Below are 19892 nucleotides of genomic sequence, written 5' to 3' on the forward strand. Positions count from 1 at the left end.
CCGCGCCGCATAATTTGCTCATCGGAAGAATTTTGTATGGCCAGTTTCAATACCAACCAGTTCAAGGGTGGTCTCAAGATCATCCTCGACGGCGATCCCTATACGATCGTGGAGAACGAATTCGTCAAGCCCGGCAAGGGGCAGGCGTTCAACCGAGTCAAGGTGCGCAATCTCAAGACCAACCGCACCATCGAACGCACGTTCAAGTCGGGTGACAGCGTCGAAGCGGCCGACGTGCTCGATATCGATCTGCAGTTTCTCTACCACGACGGCGAGTTCTGGCACTTCATGGAGCCGAACACCTTCGAGCAGTATCAGGCCAGTGAAGCCGCTGTCGCGGATTCGGCCAAGTGGCTCAAGGCACAGGACACTTGCCACGTCACACTGTGGAACGGCACGCCGCTGCAGGTGGATGCCCCCAATTTCGTGACGCTGACCGTCACCGAGACCGACCCCGGCCTGCGTGGTGACACCTCCGGCGGTGGTGGCAAGCCGGCCACGCTCGAGACCGGTGCCGTGGTGCGCGTGCCGTTGTTCATCGAGGAAGGAGAAGTGCTCAAGGTCGACACCCGCAAGGGCGAATACGTCTCGCGCGCCAACGAGGGCTGATCGCGGCCCTCGACCGCGCGATGAATCCTCCGGACTGGCGGCCGTCGGCGACGCCCGCTGTGCTGCGTCGACGCGCGGCGCTTCTGGCCGATCTGCGCGCGTTCATGGACGCGGCCGGGCTGTGCGAGATCGACAGCGCCCATATCGGCCGCGCCGCGCCCAGTGAACGTGCGCTCGACTGCCTGGCGGTCGGTCAGGCGGGCTTTCTCCAGCCATCGCCCGAGCACGGTTTGAAACGGCTGCTCGCGGCCGGCATGGGCCCGATCTACCAGCTGAGCCACGTGTTCCGGGCCGGCGAGGTGGGCCGTTGGCACAATCCCGAATTCTCGATGCTCGAGTGGTATCGGCCGGGCGCCGATCTGTCGACGATGATTGCCGAGACCGAGACCCTGATCGCCCGTATCGCCGGCGTCGCCTGTGCGCCGCGGCTGCGCTATCGCGCCGCATTCGAAGCCTGTATCGGGCTCGATCCGTGGAAGGCCTCGACGCGGGCACTGGCTCGGGCGGCGATCGAGCGGGGCGTGGCGCCGGTACCGCCGGCCGGCGACGAGGATCGGGTCTACTGGCTGGATCTGCTGATGAGCCTGGTCGTACAGCCAACGCTCGGCCACGATGGCCCGGTCTGTGTGGCCGGCTTTCCGGCAGCCGATGCCGTACTGGTCGAACACGATTCCGACGAACCCGGTGCAGCCGCGCGCTTCGAGTGCGTCTGGCGGGGCGTGGAACTGGCCAACGGTGCGCAAGAGCTCCTCGACGCATCCCAGGCCAGCACGCGTATGGATCGCGAGATCGCGGCACGGGCGGCTGCAGACAGACCCGCCCAACCGCGCGACGAGCGTCTGCTGGCGGCGATGCGCGCGGGGCTGCCCGCCTGTGGGGGCGTCGCGCTCGGTGTCGATCGTCTGCTGGCGCTGATGCTCGAGCGAGACAACGTCGCTGAGGTGATGCCCTTCGCCTGGGCACAGCGCTGAGCGCAGGCTGCGCGTCAGGCGCCGGTGCCCAGCCGTGCCACGGCTTCGCCGAGTTTGACCGGCTGACCGGCCGTCAGCTTTTCCTGCCATGCCAGCGCGCCCGGACCGAACAGCAGGATCACGCTCGAGCCGATCGAAAAGCGGCCCATTTCCGCGCCGCGGCGATAGTAGGCCTGCTCGACGGTCGTATCGGCATAACCTTCGGTATGGCCGATGCGCCGATGGGGCGGGCAGATCTGGCCTGCCCAGCGGGTATGAATCCCGCCGACGATGAAGGCGCCGACCATGATCAACGCCATCGGGCCAACGGCGGTATCGAACAATGTGACCAGGCGTTCATTGCGCGTGAACAGACGCGGAACCGATCGGACGCACATCGGATTGACACCGAACAGGCGCCCGGGCAGGTAGCGCATATCGCGCACGCAGCCATCGACGGGCATATGCACCCGGTGGTAGTTGGCCGGCGCGAGATAGAACGTGGCATAGCTGCCACCCAGAAACGCCGCCGACCAGGCCTCGTCGGGCCCGACGAGGGCGCGCAGATCGTAGCTCATGCCCTTTGTCTGGCAGATCTGGCCGCTGTGTGCTTCGCCAAAGCTGCCCAGCACGCCGTCGACGGGTGAGATCACCTGTTCGCGATCCTCGGGCAACGGGCGTGCATCGGCAGCCAGGGCGCGGGTGAAAAAGGCGTTGAAACTGTCGTAACGGTCGGGGTCGGGCTCGGCGGCCTCGCGCATGTCGATGGCCGGATAGAGTTTGAGAAATCCTCCGATCATGGCGCGCCGTAGCCACGGAATACGTGAGTTGGCCAGACCGTGTGCGGCGCGCGAGATCGCCCGGGTGGGCAGCAGCGAAAGCAGGGTGGTCAGAACACGATCGGAAAAACTCGCCCGGGGGGTCGCGGCCATGGATTCGGTGGAGCTTGTGGGAGACAGGTTGCGCAGCGTAGCGTCGCCACGCGCCCACGCAAAGCGTGCGTGGTTTATCCTACGCTGGCTGTCGGGGCGATTTTCGTTCCGGCGCATGGTCGCCAGGCCGGCTCGGCGCGAACACCCACGGCCGGGCCTGTCGAAGCGGGCACGATATTCGGCAAGCAAGCCGTGCCGCTGCCGACGGATCGCCAGGCCGGTTTTGGTTCGATTTACAAACGATACGGCACACCCGTGCCGCTGCATGGTGGCTATGAGTCAACGCGACGCAGATACTTCAGACGACCCTCGGATAGCGGCCACGCTGACGCGGGTACTCGATTACGTGCGCTGGGGGGCGTCGCGCTTCAACGCCGCCGGGCTGGCCTTCGGTCACGGCAGCGACAACGCCGTGGATGAAGCGGCCCACCTCGTGCTCGATACGCTCGGTCTGGATGCCACGCTGCCGGATCTGTATCTGTACGCCACGCTCACCGAGCCCGAGCGGCTCGCGGTGATCGAGGTCATCCGCAAGCGTATCGAGACCCGTCTGCCGGCGGCCTATCTGACCCGCAAGTGCTGGTTCGCCGGAATCGAGTTCCATGTCGACGAGCGCGTGATCGTACCGCGATCGCCTATTGCCGAGTTGATCGAAACCGGTTTTCAGCCGTGGCTTGGTCACCGCGAGCCGTTGCAGATCCTGGATCTGTGTACCGGCAGCGGGGCGATCGCGATCGCCTGTGCGATGGCGTTTCCGGAAGCGCGTGTCGTGGCCACCGACGCCAGTTCCGACGCGCTCGCGGTCGCCGCGATCAACAGCGAAAAACACGATATCGGCCCCCAGGTCGAATATGTCGAAGCGGATCTGTTCGACGGCCTGGCCGACGAGCGCTTCGATCTGATCGTGACCAATCCGCCGTATGTCAGCCACGACGAATGGTCGGGCCTGGCGCCGGAATATCACCATGAGCCCGGCTTTGCCTTCCATGGCGACGCCGACGACCTGCTGCTGGTCAGCCGAATCCTGTTCGATGCGCCGCGCTATCTGGCCGAAGATGGCTTGCTCGTGCTGGAAGTCGGCTACAGCGCGTTTGCGCTGGAAGCGCGTTACCCCGATCTGCCGATCACCTGGGTGGACCTGGCCCGCGGCGGTCTGGGTGTAGGCGTCATCGAAGCCGAGGATCTGACCGCCTGGGCGGCGGCACAGCACGACGAGGCGTTCTGATGCATCGATCGTTTCGTTCCCATCACAAGGAGTACTGACCATGGCCGGCAATACCTGGGGCCAGCTGTTCACGGTCACCACATTCGGTGAAAGCCACGGCCCGGCCATCGGCTGCGTCATCGACGGTTGCCCGCCGGGCATTGCGATCGACGAATCCGATCTGCAGGCCGACCTGGATCGGCGCAAGCCGGGGACGTCGCGCTATGTTACCCAGCGGCGCGAGGCCGACGAGGCGCGAATCGTCTCCGGCGTGTTCGAGGGTGTGACCACCGGTACGCCGATCGGGTTGATCATCGAAAACACCGATCAGCGCTCGCGCGACTACTCCAAGATCAAGGACGTCTTTCGGCCCAATCACGCCGACTACGCCTATCTGCAGAAGTACGGCGTACGCGACTATCGCGGCGGCGGCCGCTCGTCGGCCCGCGAGACGGCCACGCGCGTTGCCGCCGGTGCGATCGCGCGCAAGGTGCTGTCGGAGTGCTTCGGTGTGCGCATTCAAGGGTATCTGTCACAGATGGGGCCGATCCGGTTGGCCTGTACCGATCTCGAAGCGGCCAACCACAATGCGTTTTTCTGTGCCGAGCCCGAACGGGTGGGTGAGCTCGAGGACTACATCAACGCGCTGCGTCGTGACGGCGACTCGATCGGCGCGCGTGTCGAGGTGATCGCGACCGGCGTGCCGCCGGGCTGGGGAGAGCCCGTCTTCGATCGGCTCGATGCCGATATCGCCAAGGCGCTGATGAGCATCAATGCAGTCAAAGGCGTGGAGATCGGCGACGGCTTCGGCGTGGTCACCCAGCGCGGCTCCGAGCATCGCGACGAAATGTCGCCCGAGGGTTTCGTAAGCAACCATTCCGGCGGCGTCCAGGGCGGCATCTCCAGCGGCCAGACCATACGGGCGAGCATGGCGCTCAAGCCGACGTCCAGCATCACGATTCCGGGCGATACGATCGATACCGCTGGCCAGGCGGCGCAGATGCGTACCACCGGCCGCCACGACCCCTGTGTGGGTCTGCGGGCGACACCCATTGCCGAGGCCATGTTGGCGCTGACACTGCTCGATCACGCGCTGCGCCAGCGCGGGCAGAATGCCGATGTCGCCAGCGGGCTTGCACCGATTGCAGCGCAAAGGCAATGATCGGCGCTCAAGAGCTGGGCGCGACCGGCCGATAAGTACAGGACGGTACAGGGGGAACTGGCAGCCATGTCGAAGTTTTTGGCGAATCGCGGGCGCCGCCGCGCCGCATGGGCGCTGGCAACAGGGATATTCGTCTGCGGGGGCGCGCACGCGGATGTGCAATCGGCTCGCCAGGCCATGTCGGCCAACGACTATCCCGCGGCGATCACGCAGCTGAATGATGTGCTCGCCCAGACGCCCGACAACGTCGAAGCGCGTTTTCTGAAAGGGCTGGCACTGGCACGCAGCGGCGATACCAAAGGCGCGCTGACGGTGTTCAATGCGCTGGTCAAGGACGACCCGGACATGGCCGAGGCATGGAACAACCTCGGTGTGCTGCGTGCCCGCAACGGCGATCTAACCGGCGCGCGCGACGCGCTTCAGCGTGCCACGCAGACTGATCCCGAGCACGGACCGGCTCAGGAGAATCTGGGCGATATCTATGTTGCACTGGCCCGCAATGCCTATCGGCGCGCCGGCGAACTCGAAACCGACAACGCCATCGCGCGGGCCAAGAGCCAGCAGCTGGCGGCGTTCATCGGTAGCGGGCAGGACGCGAGCGAGACATCGCAGTCGACAGGCACTCGGCGTACCGCGGCGAGCCCGCCAGCGGTGGCGGGCGTGTCCGAAAACGCTGAATCGACCGCCGCCGCGGATGACAATGGACCGAAGGCCGCGTTGCAGCGCTGGGCCTCGGCCTGGTCGGCCCAGAACGTCGACGCGTATCTGGCCATGTACAGCGACCGCTTCGTGCCGGATGACGGAGCCAGCCGTTCGGCGTGGGCCAGCGAACGCAGACAGCGACTTACCGCACCCTCGCGTATTCAGGTCACGCTCGACGATATCCGAGTCGAAACGCGGGGCGATCAGGCGCTCGTACGATTCGATCAGCGTTATCGCTCGAACACGTATCAGGATCACGAGGTCAAGGCGCTGCTCATGCGTCGAAGCGACGATGGTTGGCGGATCCTGCGGGAAGGCAAGGCGAGTGCCGTGGACTTCACCGCGCCGGCCGAGCACGGAAGTGGCTCGGCGGCGATACCGGCGCAGACGCCGGGCAACGAGTCCGATGCCGCCCGTGCACAGGGGTCGGACCCGGCGCGGATGCAGGCCGCCAGTCAGGCCGAGGCGACCCGCGGCGCGGTACGTCGATCCCTGCAGGCCTGGGCTCAAGCCTGGTCGAGCCAGAACCTGCAGGCCTATCTCAACGCCTATAGCGATAACTACCAGCCGAGCGAAGGCGTCAGCCGCGTCGATTGGGTCCAGACTCGGCGGGCGGCCGTGCGGACCCCGGCATGGATTCGGGTGGAAATCAGCGACCTGGACGTGAGCGTGCTCGACGGCGACCGTGCGCTGGCCACCTTCAACCAGCATTACCAGTCCGACGGCCACGAGGATCGTGAGCGCAAGCGAGTTACGCTGGTCCAGGAGGACGGCGGCTGGCGAATCGTGCGCGAAGGATAGACGCACCCAGCAGAGCCGCCCGGTAGGGCGCTAGCCGCGGTCGGCGTCGCGCTCGTCGATCAGCATGGTCAGCAGTGCGCCCGCCGCGTTCGACAGGCTGCGCTGGGGGTGACGGATCACGCCCAGTCGGCGAGTCAGCGCCAGGCCGCGGACCTCCACGGGAACGAGTTCTTCGTGGTGCATGGACGCCGGCAGTACGGTCCATCCGATACCGGTGGCGGCCAGCATCTGCAGTGTTTCCAGGTAATGGCTGGTCATGCGGGGCGTCACCGTCACCCCGAGCCGGGCTAAGGCGGCCACGACGATGCCATAGGTATAGCTCTCCGTGGGCGGGAGCACGGCAGGGTGCTCGGCCAGCGCTGCCGCGCCGACGGGCGACGAGCGTGCCAGCGGGTGTTCGTGCGCGGCGAACACACGCATCGGATCGTCCCAGATATGCGTTTCGACCAGCTGGGGGTCGGCGACCGTCGGCAGAGTGATCACCGCGATTTCCAGCTCGCCGTTGGCCACGCGCCGACAGGCCGCCTCCGAATCGAGGAACACGACTTCGGGCGACACCTGCGGGTAATGCCGTATGTAGGCACGCAGGATATCCGGCATGCGGTGCAGGCCCACGTGATGCGACAGCGCCAACCGGAGCGGGCCGGCCACCTTGCCGCCCAGATTGTCCAGCGCGCGCTGACCGTCGGCGAGCACGGCCAGTAGTTCGCGTGCGTGCGGCAAGTAGGCTCGGCCGGCCTCGGTGAGTGCTACGCCACGGCCGACCCGGTCGAACAGCGCATGGCCCAGGCGTTGCTCGAGAGTAGCCAGACGCTTGCTGATGGCCGGCTGGCTCAAATGCAGGGTATCGGCCGCAGCCTGAAAGGAACCGAGATCGCAGATAGCCACGAATGCACGAATGGCGTCGGTTTGCATGGCTGAACTCATGAAGGAAAGTTTTAGAATATATCCAAAACATTCATTTGAGTAATTACTGGACGCGCTTTAGGCTTTGCGGTCTTCGCCACTGTCAGGAGCGGATCATGGGCGCGACACTCTACGAAAAGATCTACAACGAACATCTGGTGCGCGATGAAGGCGGCAGTGCGCTGCTGTATATCGATCGGCACATGGTTCACGAGGTCACCTCGCCGCAGGCCTTCGAAGGGCTGAAGCTGGCTGATCGCGGCGTATGGCGCGTGAATGCCAATCTCGCCGTGCCAGACCACAACGTGCCGACGGTCAACCGCGACGGCGGGATCGCCGACTCGATTTCGCGTGCCCAGGTCGAGGCACTGCAGATCAACTGCAACGAGTATGGCATCCGTCTGTTCGGCATGGGCGATCCGCGCCAGGGCATCGTCCATATCATCGGTCCGGAGCAGGGGGCCACCCAGCCGGGCATGACCATCGTCTGTGGCGACTCCCATACGGCTACGCACGGCGCCTTCGGCTCGCTGGCTTTCGGTATCGGCACCTCCGAGGTCGAACACGTTCTTGCCACCCAGACGCTGCCCCAGGCGCGCTCGAAGACGATGCTGGTGCGGGTCGACGGCCGGGCCGCTCCGGGCATCTCGGCCAAGGACATCATGCTGGCGATCATCGGCAAGATCGGCACCGCGGGTGGTACCGGCTATGTCATCGAGTATGGCGGTGAAGCGGTCCGTGCCCTGTCGATGGAAGGCCGCATGACCATCTGCAACATGTCGATCGAAGCCGGCGCGCGCGCCGGCATGGTCGCAGTCGACGATACCACCATCGACTACATGCGCGGCCGCACCTATGCGCCGAACGACGACCAGTGGGATACCGCCGAGGCGTACTGGCGGACGCTGGTGTCCGATGAAGATGCCGAGTACGACCGCGTGGTGGTGCTCGACGCCGCCGAGATCGCGCCGCAGGTGACCTGGGGCACGTCGCCGGAGATGGTCGCGCCGGTGACTGCACGGATACCGGCACCGGCTCAGGCCGCCAGCGACACCCAGGCCAAGGGCTGGGCCGCTGCGCTCGAATACATGGGCCTGACCGCCGGCGTGCCGATCACCGAGGTCATGCTCGACAAGATCTTCATCGGGTCCTGTACCAACGCTCGGATCGAGGATCTGCGCGTGGCCGCCCGGTATGTCGAAGGGCGACAGATCGCGCCCAACATTCAGCTGGCGATGATCGTGCCGGGTTCCGGTCTGGTCAAAGCGCAGGCGGAAAAAGAGGGTCTGGACATTATCTTCAAGGACGCCGGGTTCGAGTGGCGAGACGCCGGCTGTTCGATGTGCCTGGGCATGAACGACGACAACCTGTTGCCCGGCGAGCGCTGTGCATCGACGTCCAACCGCAACTTCGAAGGTCGCCAGGGCAAGGGCGGGCGAACCCATCTGGTCAGCCCGGCGATGGCGGCGGCGGCCGCGGTCCACGGCCATTTCGTCGATATCCGCGAACTGGACGTCACGCAATGAGCTCCGCGGGGCCCGAAGCGCCGACCGCCGATACGACCGGCGGCTGGAACGCCGATGACTATGCTGCCAATGCCCGCTTTGTCGCCGACCTGGCCGGTTCGCTCGTTGACTGGCTCGAGCCGGCCGCCGGCGAGCGCATTCTGGATCTCGGCTGCGGCGACGGCGAACTGGGCCTGGCGATCGCGGCGCGCGGCGCACACGTCCTGGGCGTGGACGCCAGCCCGGCGTTCGTCGCCGCTGCGGGTCGCCGCGGGCTGACCGCGGTCGTCGGTGACGGCCAGGCGCTGGATCGTGTCGACGGCGTGGACGGGCGGTTCGACGCGGTGTTCTCGAATGCCGCACTCCACTGGATGAACCGTGCGCCGGATGCCGTGATCCAGGGCGTGTTCGACCGGCTCGTGCCCGGCGGGCGTTTCGTCGCCGAATTTGGTGCGCAGGGCAACTGTGGTCCGATCAGACAGGCGCTGCGTGCCGAGCTCCAGGCGCGCGGTCTGGATGCCGACGCGGTCGACCCGTGGTTCTTTCCCAGCGAAGCCGATTATCTGGCCCGGCTGCGGGCGGCCGGATTCGTCGTGGAGGCCCATGAATGTTTCGAACGACCCACGCCGCTACCCGGAGATATCACGGCCTGGATCGAGACACTGGCGCGGCCGTTCGTTCACGCCGTCGAGCCGGACGACGCGCGTCCGGGCTATGTGGCCGCGGTGCGCGAGCGCCTGGCCCCGATGTTGCGCGGCGAAGACGGCCGCTGGACCGCGCCCTATGTCCGGCTGCGCTTTCGTGCGCGCAGGCCGGTCATGTCCGACGACTGATTGCACGACCGTACGACCACCAGAGCGAGTCAGAACATGCAGGCATTCACCGTTCACGACGGCATCGTGGCGCCACTTAACCGGGCCAATGTCGATACCGACGCCATCATCCCGAAACAGTTCTTGAAATCGATCCGGCGGACCGGCTTCGGGCCGCATCTGTTCGATGACTGGCGGTACCTGGACGCCGGGGACCTTGATACGCCGATCAGCGATCGGCGCGAGAACCCGGAGTTTCTGCTCAACCAGGCGCCCTATCGCAATGCCAGCATACTGCTGGCGCGGGAGAACTTCGGCTGCGGCTCGTCACGTGAGCATGCGGTCTGGGCGCTGGAGGATTTCGGTATCCGCTGCGTGATCGCGCCGAGCTACGCCGATATCTTCTACAACAACTGCTTCAAGAACGGCGTCCTTCCGATTGTTCTGCCGTCAGAAAACGTCGACGAATTGTTCTCGGCTGCAGATCGTGACCAAGGCCTGACTGCACGGGTGGACCTGGTCGAACAGAAGATCGGGCTGCCCGACGGGCGCGAGTTCGGTTTCGATATCGATGCCTATCGCCGCAAGAATCTGCTCGAAGGGCTGGACGATATCGGCCTAACGCTTCAGCACGCCGACGAGATCCGTGCGTTCGAAGCCAAGCGCGCTCAGGAAAAACCGTGGCTTTTTCGTGACTTGTAAGGCATCGTTGAGCAGCTGAATCAATCTTGTACCAAACCGAGAGACGTCGATGAGCGCAAAGATCCTGGTCATGCCGGGCGATGGAGTGGGTCCGGAGATATGTCGAGAGGCTGTGCGCGTGCTGGACGCACTGGCGACCGACCATGGCCTGGATATCGAACTCGACGAGGCCCTGGTCGGTGGTGCTGCCATCGATGCCCACGGGGATCCGCTGCCCGAAGGCTCGCTGGCTGCCGCGCGCTCGGCCGATGCCGTGCTTTTCGGCGCTATCGGCGGGCCGGCCTGGGACGACCAGCCGCGCGACAAGCGCCCGGAGTCCGGTCTGCTGCGCCTACGGGCCGAGCTGGGCCTGTTCGCCAATCTGCGCCCGGCCATTCTGTATCCGCAACTCGCACACGTGTCGGCCCTCAAGCGGGAGATCGTGGCCGGGCTGGATATCATGATCGTGCGCGAACTGACCGGCGGCATTTATTTCGGCAAACCCAGCGGCACCCACACCAACGCCAATGGCCGGCGTGAAGCGTTCAACACGATGCGCTACGACGACGCCGAGATCGAACGCATCGGGCGCGCCGCATTCGATATCGCCCGCGCCCGCGGGGGCCGGCTGTGCAGCGTCGACAAGGCCAACGTGCTGGATGTCTCCCAGCTTTGGCGCGACGTCATGAACGAGATCGGCGGCGATTATCCTGACGTGGAACTGACCCATATGTATGTGGACAACGCCGCCATGCAGCTGGTGCGCGCGCCCAAGCAGTTCGATACGGTGGTGACCGGCAACCTGTTCGGCGACATCCTTTCGGATGCAGCCGCGATGCTCACGGGTTCGATCGGCATGCTGCCGTCGGCGTCGATGGATGCCAACGGCAAGGGGCTGTATGAACCGGTACACGGCAGCGCACCGGATATCGCAGGCCAGGGCGTGGCCAATCCGCTGGCAACGATCCTGTCGGTTGCAATGATGCTGCGCTATACCCTCGACCGCGGCGATCTCGCGGACAAGGTGGAGAATGCAGTGGGTTACGCGCTCGATCGGGGGTTGCGCACGCGCGACATCATGGACGACGAAACCCAGATCGCCAGCACCCAGGAGATGGGGGGGGCCATCGTCGATATGCTGCGCTGAGGCTCGATCCTCTTTCGCCCGCAACCGGAATACCGGCAAGCGGGATGGCCACAGCGGTCGCCGTGGAGCCGTCTTAGGTGACGTAAATCGTCACGTAGGGCGTCCTCGCGGCCGCGGTCAGTGCTAGCATGTCGAAATCTGCTTATGCAGCCGGGGGATAAGGCCGCACAGTGCGCATATCGAGAATGACGATCAGGCGGTGGCTGGGTGCAGGCGCACTGCTCGCGCTCGGGCTGCACGCCGGGCTGGGTTTCGCGCTCGGGTTCGGTAGTCTGCGTGTCCAGTCGGCGCTCAACGAGCCGCTCGAGGCGAGTTTCGATCTCGTGTCTTTATCGGCGGAGGAGCAGGCGTCGCTGGCCGTGGATGTCGCCAGCTCCGACATGTTCGAGCGATTCGGTATCGAGCGGTCTTCGCTGGCAGACGATCTGCGTATCCGCACCACACACGATTCCTCCGGGCGGGTCACCGTACACCTGAGTACGCGGCGCACGGTTCGCGAGCCCTTTCTGCGCTTTCTGATTGAAGCGCGAACCAGTCAGGGCAAGGCACTGCGCGAGTACACGGCACTACTGGATCCGCCGGGTCGCCGGCCGCCGCCCGTGGGGCGTTCCGACCCAGCGCCGGCCGTCAGCGAGCGCAGTGCACCGCGCCGGTCGTCGACGCCGCCGGCGAGCGCGCCGTCGCCCAGCCGGACCAACACCGCCGCCATCGATTCCGACCGCTACGGGCCTGTGCGGCGCGGCGAGACGCTGTTCAGTATCGCCGAGCGTATTGCCCGACCCGGTACCAGTCAGGCCCAGCGTCAACTCGCGCTGTATCGCGATAATCCCCAGGCGTTCAGCGGCAGCATGGACATGCTGCTGCGCGGGGCGATGTTGAAGGTGCCGCCGGCCGAGCGCATCGCCGCGATCGATCCGGATGCCGCGCGTGCCGCGATTCGCGCAGCGCGCGAATCGCCGTCGGCCGACGACTCCAGCGGCCAGGCCGCCACAACGGTAGCCCGCACGAGCAGCGCGCGCGATGCCGTCGAGCCGCCGCCACCGACGACCAGTACCGATGCCACGCTGCGTCTGGAGCCGCCGCGCACGCCGGCCGGGTCGAGCCCGGCCAACAATGAGCCGGCCTTCGGTCGGCTGGTGATGCCGGCGTTCGATGACACGGCGGTCGCAGCCGCCCCGGCCGCTACCACCGCCGACGACACCGCTCCGGTCGCTGCCTCGCCCGACACGGTGATCGCGGCCACAACGGCGGCCGGGGATTCGTCGTCGCAAGCCGAGTCGGCAACGCCGGCGCCGGCCGTCACCTCGGAACAATCGATGGCTAGCGATGCGACAGGGGCGGGCGCATCCCAACCCCTGTCGGCCGCCGGGGCGGATGTGGCCGCGGCCGGCGACAATGGCTTGCTGCGCCCGGTCAACCTGGTACTGCTTGGTATCTCGCTACTGCTGCTGGTACTGCTGCTGTTGTGGCGGCGTCGACGTGAATACCGACCGGTACCGCTGGACTTCGATGAGCCATCGGACACACCGGCCGAGCACGCGACCTCCGGCACGACCGCGGGGGCGGCATCGCCGAACGATCCGTCGCTCGAGACGCCCGACGCGCTCGGCTCTGTGGCCGAGCCGGAGACCGGTCGCCGTGGTATCGCGCCCTCGGTACGCCTACAGGATGCCGACCGCCAGATGAAGCTCGGTCAGTTCGGCGCGGCACTGGCAACCCTGGAAGAGGGGCTGGCCAGCCATCCGGAGGATGCGGCTCTGCAGGACAAACTGCTGGAGTTGGACTATCTGGCGGGCGATGCCGCTCGTTTCGATCGCGATGTGGATCGCTTTGGCGCTGCGCTGGCCGATAACGGCGTGCGCTGGGCAGGCGTGGCTGCAATGGGCCGGCTCCTGTTGCCACACGATGCCCGTTTTGCCAGCCAGCCGGTGCATCCGGGCACATATCGGTCCGAACCTGTAGAGCCCGGCGAGCCTGTCGCTTCCGTGGCCACGCCCGCACGGCCGGCGCCCGAGCCGGTGGGCCCAGCAAACCCGGCGCCGGTGGCGCCCGATTCGCCGGCGCCAATGGTCGGACGCGATGTGTCCGACGAGGTCGACCATCGGGAATCGTCTGCACCGGGCGATGCGCTGGACCTGCCCGCCGCTGAGCCCGGCGCGCCTGTGGGTACGCCGGTTACCGCTGTGTCGCCCGATACGGCGGCACCGGGAACGTCACCAGGAACGATCGACGACCGCCCGGCAGCTGCGGTGGCGGACGAGCACGGCCTGTCGCTGGATCTGGACGATGGCTACGAATGGAAGCCACAGCCGGCGCCCCCCGGCGGCGAGCGCCGTCATGATCTGGGCGACGAGCGCGGCATGCCGTTCGAGCTGGATACCTCGGACTACAGCGCCGATCTCGAATCCGTCGGACGAGACGACCTGACTTCGTCGGAGCCGCCGACCTCGGTTGCGCCCATCGACACGAGCGAGTTCGACCTGGGCGACGCGGAGTCGTCGAACCAGACGGAGACAGATGCCGACTCGGTGGATATCCGGCTCGATCTAGCGCGCATGTATATCGATATGGAAGACGCCGGCTCGGCACGCGAGCTGCTTGAAGAAGCGCTCGCCGAAGGCAGTGAGTCGCAGAAAGCCACGGCCCGCCAGTTGCTGGATACGCTTTGATCGGCCGGCATCCCGATGGACGGCGCGGCTGACGTGCGCTGGGCGGCCTGTATCGAATATGACGGCTCCGGCTATCACGGCTGGCAGAGTCAGCCGCACGCGGCCAGTGTCCAGGACACGCTCGAGACGGCGTTGAGCCGCCTGGCCGATGCCCCGATCCGTACGGTATGCAGCGGGCGCACCGATGCGGGTGTGCACGCCCAGGGGCAGATCGTGCACTTCGATACCCAGGCGGTACGCCGACAGCGTGCCTGGCTGCTGGGGACCAACCGTTATCTGCCCGACGACATCGCGGTGCAATGGGTCGAGCCGGTCGATGAGAGCTTTCACGCCCGGTTCGGGGCGGTGGCGCGTGAATATCGGTACTGGATCCTCGATCGCACGGCGCCATCGGCGCTCTGGCGGAATCGGGCCTATCACTCCCACGTACGACTGGACGCCGAGGCGATGCACGCAGCGGCACAGCAGCTGGTCGGGTATCACGACTTCAGCGCGTTCCGTGCGGCCGCCTGTCAGGCCAAGACGCCGTGGCGAGACCTGCAGGCGATATCGGTCGTTCGCCACGGCGACTGGCTGCGTCTGGATGTCCGAGCCAATGCGTTCTTGCACCACATGGTGCGTAATATCGTCGGCAGCCTGCTGCCTATCGGTCGCGGGCAACACGACGATCAGTGGCTGGCCGATCGGCTGGCCGAGGGCGATCGGACGCAGGCGGGCATGACGGCACCGGCCCAGGGGCTGTCACTGCGGCGGGTGCATTATCCGCCCCGGTTCGTGCTCCCCCAGCCGGCGCTTGAGCGTCACGGCTGGTAAACTGAACGATTGATTCGTTCACTGGCCCGGCAACGAGTCCGACCATGCAGCGTGTACGCGTGAAAATCTGCGGTGTGACACGGCCCGAGGATGGGCTGGCAGCGGCACGTGCGGGCGCCGACGCCGTGGGGCTTGTGTTCTATCCGGCCAGTTCGCGGGCGGTGAGCATCGAACAGGCCCGCGATATTGCCGCTGCGCTGCCGCCGTTCGTAGCGCGGGTCGCGTTGTTTCTCGATGCCTCGGCAGACGAGGTGACGCGCGTTGTCGAGGCGCTGCGTCTGGATGCGCTTCAGTTCCACGGCCATGAAAGCGCGGCCTTCTGTCGCCGCTTCGGCTTGCCGTATCTCAAGTCGGTTCCGATGGGCGAGCCGGATATCGACCCGGGGCAGTGGGCACGAGCCTACGACGATGCCCAGGGTCTGTTGCTGGACGCCAATCGCGCAGGCCAGGCGGGTGGCCGAGGCGAGACCTTCGATTGGCACACGCGCCACGACCTGCCGGACCGGCCGATCGTGGTCGCCGGCGGTCTCAACGTGGATAATGTAGGTGACGCCATCCGGCGGTTCGCCCCGTATGCCGTGGATACCAGCAGCGGGGTGGAGAGCGCCCCGGGGATCAAGGACGCACAGCGCATGCAGGACTTCGTCCGCGCCGTGTACAACACCACAGGATGATTATGGCGACGACAGCAGAGCAACCGACCGTGGATCCGACGCCCCTGGCCAACGCATGGCGCAACATGCCCGACGCGCGCGGCCATTTCGGACCTTACGGCGGGCGCTACGTTGCCGAGACGCTGATGGCGCCGCTGGACGAGCTGGCGGCCGCCTATGACTCGGCGCGCAACGACCCGACGTTCATGGCGGCGCTGGATCGCGATCTCGCCGATTATGTCGGCCGCCCGTCGCCGCTCTATCTGGCCGAGCGGTTGAGCGCCCGGGCGGGCGGGGCCCAGATCTGGTTCAAGCGCGAGGATCTGAATCACACCGGGGCGCACAAGATCAACAACACCATCGGTCAGGCACTGCTGGCCGAGCGTATGGGCAAAAAGCGCATCATTGCCGAAACCGGTGCCGGTCAGCACGGCGTGGCCTCGGCAACGGTCGCCGCTCGCCTGGGCATGGAATGCGTGGTCTATATGGGCAGCGAAGACATGCGCCGCCAGGCCACCAACGTCTACCGCATGCGCCTGCTGGGCGCCGAAGTTCGTGCGGTCGATTCCGGCTCCAAGACGCTCAAGGATGCGCTCAACGAGGCGCTGCGCGACTGGGTGGCCAATGTCGACGACACCTTCTATATCATCGGTACGGTCGCCGGACCGCATCCGTACCCGGCCATGGTGCGTGACTTCCAGGCGATCATCGGACGGGAAGCACGTCAACAGATGCTCGATCGCTGCGGCCGGCTCCCCGATGCCCTGGTTGCCTGTGTCGGCGGCGGCTCGAATGCCATCGGTCTGTTTCATCCGTTTCTCGACGACGAGAGCGTCGCCATCTATGGCGTGGAAGCCGGCGGCGACGGCGTGGCCAGCGGGCGCCATGCGGCGCCTCTGTCGGCCGGCCGCTCGGGTGTGCTGCACGGAAACCGGACGTACATCATGCAGGACGAGAACGGCCAGATCAGTGCGACGCACTCGGTTTCGGCCGGGCTGGATTATCCCGGCGTGGGCCCGGAGCATTCCTGGCTCAAGGATATCGGTCGGGCCCACTATGTCGATGTCGACGACCGCGCCGCGCTCGCAGCCTTTCATGAATGCACCCGTATCGAAGGCATCATGCCGGCACTGGAATCCGCCCATGCGGTGGCCTATGCCCAGAAGCTGGCCGCCCGCATGTCGCCCGATCAGATCGTGCTGGTGAACCTGTCCGGCCGCGGCGATAAGGACATGGCCAGCGTGGCCGAGGCCGCCGGAGACACGCTGTGACCCGTTTGAGCCAGCGATTCGACGAACTCGCCGCCGCCGGGCGGACCGCGCTCGTACCCTATCTGACCGCGGGCGATCCGAGCCCGGACGCGACAGTGGGCTTCATGCACGCACTGGTCGCTGCCGGGGCCGACGTGATCGAGGTGGGCGTGCCGTTTTCCGACCCGATGGCGGACGGGCCGGTCATCCAGGCTGCCTGCGAACGCGCGCTTGCCCACGGTACCAGCCTGACGCGCGTGCTCGAGATGGTGGCGGAGTTCCGCCGCGAAGACGCCAGCACGCCCGTGGTGCTTATGGGATATCTCAACCCGATCGACCGCTTCGGACTGGAGCGATTCGCTGCACGTGCCGCCGAGGTCGGCGTTGATGGCGTACTGATCGTGGACCTGACCGCCGAAGAGGCTCCCGAGATCATGCCCACGCTACGAGGAGCGGATCTGGACGCGGTCTGTCTGGTCGCGCCGACCACCGGTGCCGAACGGCTTGAGCGGATCTGTGCCAACGCCGGCGGCTTCATCTACTACGTGTCGTTCAAGGGCGTGACCGGCAGTGCGAGTCTGGACGTATCGTCGATCGGTGAACGGATCGAGGCGATCCGCGCGGTCAGCGATCTGCCGGTGGCGGTAGGGTTCGGCGTGAGCACGCCGGCCAACGCCGCGGACGTGGCGCGCGTAGCCGATGCCGTGGTGGTCGGCAGCGCGCTGGTCAGGCGAATCGCCGATCTAGGCGATGACCGAGCCGCCACCGAACAGGCCTTACGCGATACGCTGGGCGCGATGCGAACCGCGATCGATGAACAGGACATGCAAACAAAAGAGGCACGACGCGCATGAGCTGGTTGCAGAAACTGATGCCGTCGCAGATGCGAAACGACAGTGCGGCGAAGAAGAACACAGTCCCGGAAGGACTCTGGACCAAATGCAGCAACTGCGGGGCCGTGCTCTACAGCGCCGAGATGGACCGCTCGCTGCAGGTCTGTCCGAAGTGCAACGCACACCAGCGGCTGCGCGCGCGCAAGCGTCTGGATCTGTTTCTCGATGCCGATAACCGTGAAGAGTTGGCCGCAGGGCTGGAGCCCAAGGATCCGCTCAAGTTTCGTGACAGCAAGAAATACCGTGATCGGCTGAATCAGGCGCAGAAGGATTCGGGCGAGCGCGAGGCGGTGCTGGTGATGGGCGGCTCGCTGCGGCAGATGCCGGTGGTCGCGGGCGCGCTCGACTTCGGGTTCATGGGCGGCTCGATGGGCAGTGTCGTCGGTGAGGCGTTTGTTCGCGGGGTGGATGCCTCTATCGAACGCGGCTGCCCGTTCGTGTTCTTTTCCGCCAGCGGCGGCGCGCGTATGCAGGAAGGCCTGCTGTCGTTGCTGCAGATGGGCAAGACGAGTGCGGCGCTGACCCGGCTGGCTGATCGCAGCCTGCCGTTCGTATCCGTGCTGACCCATCCGACCATGGGAGGCGTGGCGGCCAGCTATGCCATGCTTGGCGATATCAACGTCGCCGAGCCGGAGGCCCTGATCGGGTTCGCCGGGCCGCGAGTGATCGAGCAGACCGTCAAGCAGACCCTGCCCGACGGGTTTCAGCGCAGCGAGTTCCTGCTCGAGCATGGTGCGATCGACATGATCGTCGAGCGCCGCCATCTGCGCGAGCGTATTCACTCGGTGCTGGCGGTGCTCATGCACCAGCAGCCGGCCGCGCCGACGGTCGAGCCCGCGCCGGCACCGGCCGAGGACGCGTGAACCGAATCCCGGCGCCGACAAACCGCGATCTCGCCGAATGGCTGGCTTGGCAGAGTTCGCTGCATGCCAGCGAGATGGAGCTCGGCCTGGAGCGGGTTGGTCGGGTTGCCGAACGTCTGGGTTGTCTGCCGCCGTCTCGTCAAACCGTCGTGGTCGGTGGCACCAATGGCAAGGGCAGCTGCGCGCGCCTGCTGGAGAGTCTGCTCGGCGATCACGCTCGGGTGGGCACTTATACTTCTCCGCATCTGTGGCATTACAACGAGCGCGTCCGTATCGACGGCGCGCCGGCCAGCGATGCGGATCTGTGCCTGGCATTCGCGGCGGTCGATGCCGCGCGCCGCGACGTCGCGTTGACCTATTTCGAATTCGGCACGCTGGCCGCGTTGTGGCTGTTCCAGCGTTACGGCGTGGACTACACCGTGCTGGAGGTCGGGCTCGGCGGGCGGCTGGATGCCGTGAACATCGTCGATGCCGATGTGGCCTTGATCACCAATATCGGGCTTGACCATATGGATTGGCTTGGGCCGGACCGGCACCATATCGGGCATGAAAAGGCGGGCATCATGCGCGCCGGCCGGCCTGTGGTCTGCGCCGATCGGGATATGCCCGATAGCGTGTCCGATCATGCCGAGCGTCTGGGTGCCCGTCTGCTCAAGATCGGGGAATCTTTCGATCTGGCGCGCTGTGACAACGGGCGCTGGCGATGGATGGACGCACACGCACGGGACGTCGTCCTGGCGCCGCAAACCGGTGTGCTAGCCGACAATCTCGCTGCGGTGCTCGCCGTCTATTCGTGTCTGTTCGACCGGCTGCCCGAGGCCGACGCGGTCGAGCGGGCCTGCAGCGCGCAGCGTCTGCTTCCGGGCCGGCGAGAGTATGTCGACGGACCCTACGTCGTGATCTACGATGTCGGTCACAATCTCGAAGCGGTCGCCGTACTCGTCGACGAACTGATCGATCGACCGGTTGAAGGCGAGACCGCAGTGGTGCTCGGTATGCTGGCCGACAAACCCGCGAATGCCGTCGCCGCGCGACTGGGTCGTATTGCCGACCGATTCTATCTGGCCGGGCTGGACGGCTTGAGCCCCCGCGGGCTGAGCGCATCGGCGCTGGCCGAACGCACAGCGCTGGTTGGAGAGTGTTTCGATACGCCGATGGCGGCGTTGGCAGCCGCCCGAGCCCAGGCCTCGCCGGGCGACCGGATCGTGGTATGCGGCTCTTTTCTCACGGTTGCTCATGCCTGTCCCGAACGTGCGATGGCGCCACCACCGGTCGCGGAGCAGGTGCCGGTCGTGCATACCGAGACGTCTTGAACACACCTCTGGCCGTTTCGACATAGA

General features: G+C 66.1%; 18 protein-coding genes. 16 read left to right on the top strand and 2 right to left on the bottom strand.

Annotated elements, in window-relative coordinates; all coding sequences use genetic code 11:
- Nucleotides 1-36 precede the first annotated feature (36 nt).
- Together efp and epmA are read left to right on the top strand one after the other, a co-directional pair.
- Nucleotides 37-609 (top strand): elongation factor P, encoded by a 573-nt coding sequence (gene efp, locus T31B1_RS07120; RefSeq protein ID WP_353248805.1) that lies wholly within the window; start codon nucleotides 37-39, stop codon nucleotides 607-609.
- 20 nt (nucleotides 610-629) lie between these two features.
- Nucleotides 630-1580 carry an EF-P lysine aminoacylase EpmA gene (gene epmA / locus T31B1_RS07125; RefSeq protein ID WP_353248806.1) on the top strand — a complete coding sequence of 317 codons (951 nt, stop codon included), beginning with the start codon at nucleotides 630-632 and terminating at the stop codon, nucleotides 1578-1580.
- A 14-nt stretch (nucleotides 1581-1594) separates the two neighbouring features.
- Here the strand turns inward: epmA and asd are convergent, their stop codons facing one another.
- Nucleotides 1595-2491, bottom strand: a complete 897-nt coding sequence (gene asd / locus T31B1_RS07130; RefSeq protein WP_353248807.1) for an archaetidylserine decarboxylase — start codon at nucleotides 2489-2491, stop codon at nucleotides 1595-1597.
- 274 nt (nucleotides 2492-2765) lie between these two features.
- On the opposite strand from asd, the gene prmB reads away from it, so the two are divergent.
- The 3 genes from prmB to T31B1_RS07145 all read left to right on the top strand — a co-directional run bounded on the left by prmB (nucleotide 2766) and on the right by T31B1_RS07145 (nucleotide 6360).
- Nucleotides 2766-3716, top strand: a complete 951-nt coding sequence (gene prmB, locus T31B1_RS07135; RefSeq protein WP_353248808.1) for a 50S ribosomal protein L3 N(5)-glutamine methyltransferase — start codon at nucleotides 2766-2768, stop codon at nucleotides 3714-3716.
- 40 nt (nucleotides 3717-3756) lie between these two features.
- Entirely contained in the window at nucleotides 3757-4857 is a 1101-nt protein-coding gene (gene aroC / locus T31B1_RS07140; RefSeq protein WP_353248809.1) for a chorismate synthase, read from the top strand.
- 66 nt (nucleotides 4858-4923) lie between these two features.
- Nucleotides 4924-6360: a nuclear transport factor 2 family protein gene (locus tag T31B1_RS07145; RefSeq protein WP_353248810.1), complete on the top strand. Its 1437-nt coding sequence runs from the start codon at nucleotides 4924-4926 to the stop codon at nucleotides 6358-6360.
- A gap of 30 nt (nucleotides 6361-6390) precedes the next feature.
- On the opposite strand, the gene T31B1_RS07150 is transcribed toward T31B1_RS07145, so the two are convergent.
- A complete protein-coding gene (locus T31B1_RS07150) occupies nucleotides 6391-7275 on the bottom strand; it encodes a LysR family transcriptional regulator (RefSeq protein ID WP_353248811.1) in 885 nt (294 codons plus the stop codon).
- 104 nt (nucleotides 7276-7379) lie between these two features.
- Between T31B1_RS07150 and leuC the strand changes: the two genes are divergently transcribed.
- The 11 genes from leuC to folC all read left to right on the top strand — a co-directional run bounded on the left by leuC (nucleotide 7380) and on the right by folC (nucleotide 19865).
- Nucleotides 7380-8792 carry a 3-isopropylmalate dehydratase large subunit gene (gene leuC / locus T31B1_RS07155; protein ID WP_353249588.1) on the top strand — a complete coding sequence of 471 codons (1413 nt, stop codon included), beginning with the start codon at nucleotides 7380-7382 and terminating at the stop codon, nucleotides 8790-8792.
- Complete coding sequence (locus tag T31B1_RS07160; RefSeq protein ID WP_353248812.1) at nucleotides 8789-9604, top strand: class I SAM-dependent methyltransferase; 816 nt, start codon at nucleotides 8789-8791, stop codon at nucleotides 9602-9604. Before leuC ends, T31B1_RS07160 begins: the two co-directional genes overlap by 4 nt.
- A gap of 36 nt (nucleotides 9605-9640) precedes the next feature.
- Nucleotides 9641-10285, top strand: a complete 645-nt coding sequence (gene leuD, locus T31B1_RS07165) for a 3-isopropylmalate dehydratase small subunit (protein ID WP_353248813.1) — start codon at nucleotides 9641-9643, stop codon at nucleotides 10283-10285.
- Between the two features lie 49 nt (nucleotides 10286-10334).
- Entirely contained in the window at nucleotides 10335-11411 is a 1077-nt protein-coding gene (leuB, locus tag T31B1_RS07170) for a 3-isopropylmalate dehydrogenase (RefSeq protein WP_353248814.1), read from the top strand.
- A 185-nt stretch (nucleotides 11412-11596) separates the two neighbouring features.
- Complete coding sequence (locus tag T31B1_RS07175; RefSeq protein ID WP_353248815.1) at nucleotides 11597-14080, top strand: FimV/HubP family polar landmark protein; 2484 nt, start codon at nucleotides 11597-11599, stop codon at nucleotides 14078-14080.
- A 33-nt stretch (nucleotides 14081-14113) separates the two neighbouring features.
- Nucleotides 14114-14893 (top strand): tRNA pseudouridine(38-40) synthase TruA, encoded by a 780-nt coding sequence (gene truA / locus T31B1_RS07180; RefSeq protein ID WP_353249589.1) that lies wholly within the window; start codon nucleotides 14114-14116, stop codon nucleotides 14891-14893.
- A gap of 44 nt (nucleotides 14894-14937) precedes the next feature.
- Nucleotides 14938-15567: a phosphoribosylanthranilate isomerase gene (locus T31B1_RS07185; RefSeq protein WP_353248816.1), complete on the top strand. Its 630-nt coding sequence runs from the start codon at nucleotides 14938-14940 to the stop codon at nucleotides 15565-15567.
- 2 nt (nucleotides 15568-15569) lie between these two features.
- Nucleotides 15570-16817: a tryptophan synthase subunit beta gene (trpB, locus tag T31B1_RS07190; RefSeq protein WP_502950935.1), complete on the top strand. Its 1248-nt coding sequence runs from the start codon at nucleotides 15570-15572 to the stop codon at nucleotides 16815-16817.
- The gene (trpA, locus tag T31B1_RS07195) at nucleotides 16814-17650 is read left to right on the top strand and encodes a tryptophan synthase subunit alpha (protein ID WP_353248817.1); all 837 of its coding nucleotides are present in this window, start codon (nucleotides 16814-16816) and stop codon (nucleotides 17648-17650) included. The genes trpB and trpA overlap by 4 nt, the downstream gene beginning before the upstream one ends.
- Nucleotides 17647-18552, top strand: coding sequence for an acetyl-CoA carboxylase, carboxyltransferase subunit beta (gene accD / locus T31B1_RS07200; protein WP_353248818.1), 906 nt, complete (start codon nucleotides 17647-17649; stop codon nucleotides 18550-18552). Before trpA ends, accD begins: the two co-directional genes overlap by 4 nt.
- On the top strand, nucleotides 18549-19865 hold the full coding sequence (gene folC, locus T31B1_RS07205; protein ID WP_353248819.1) for a bifunctional tetrahydrofolate synthase/dihydrofolate synthase: 1317 nt from the start codon (nucleotides 18549-18551) through the stop codon (nucleotides 19863-19865). The genes accD and folC overlap by 4 nt, the downstream gene beginning before the upstream one ends.
- Nucleotides 19866-19892: the final 27 nt, after the last annotated feature.

Source organism: Salinisphaera sp. T31B1 (assembly GCF_040361275.1).
In the GTDB taxonomy this organism is placed as follows: domain Bacteria; phylum Pseudomonadota; class Gammaproteobacteria; order Nevskiales; family Salinisphaeraceae; genus Salinisphaera.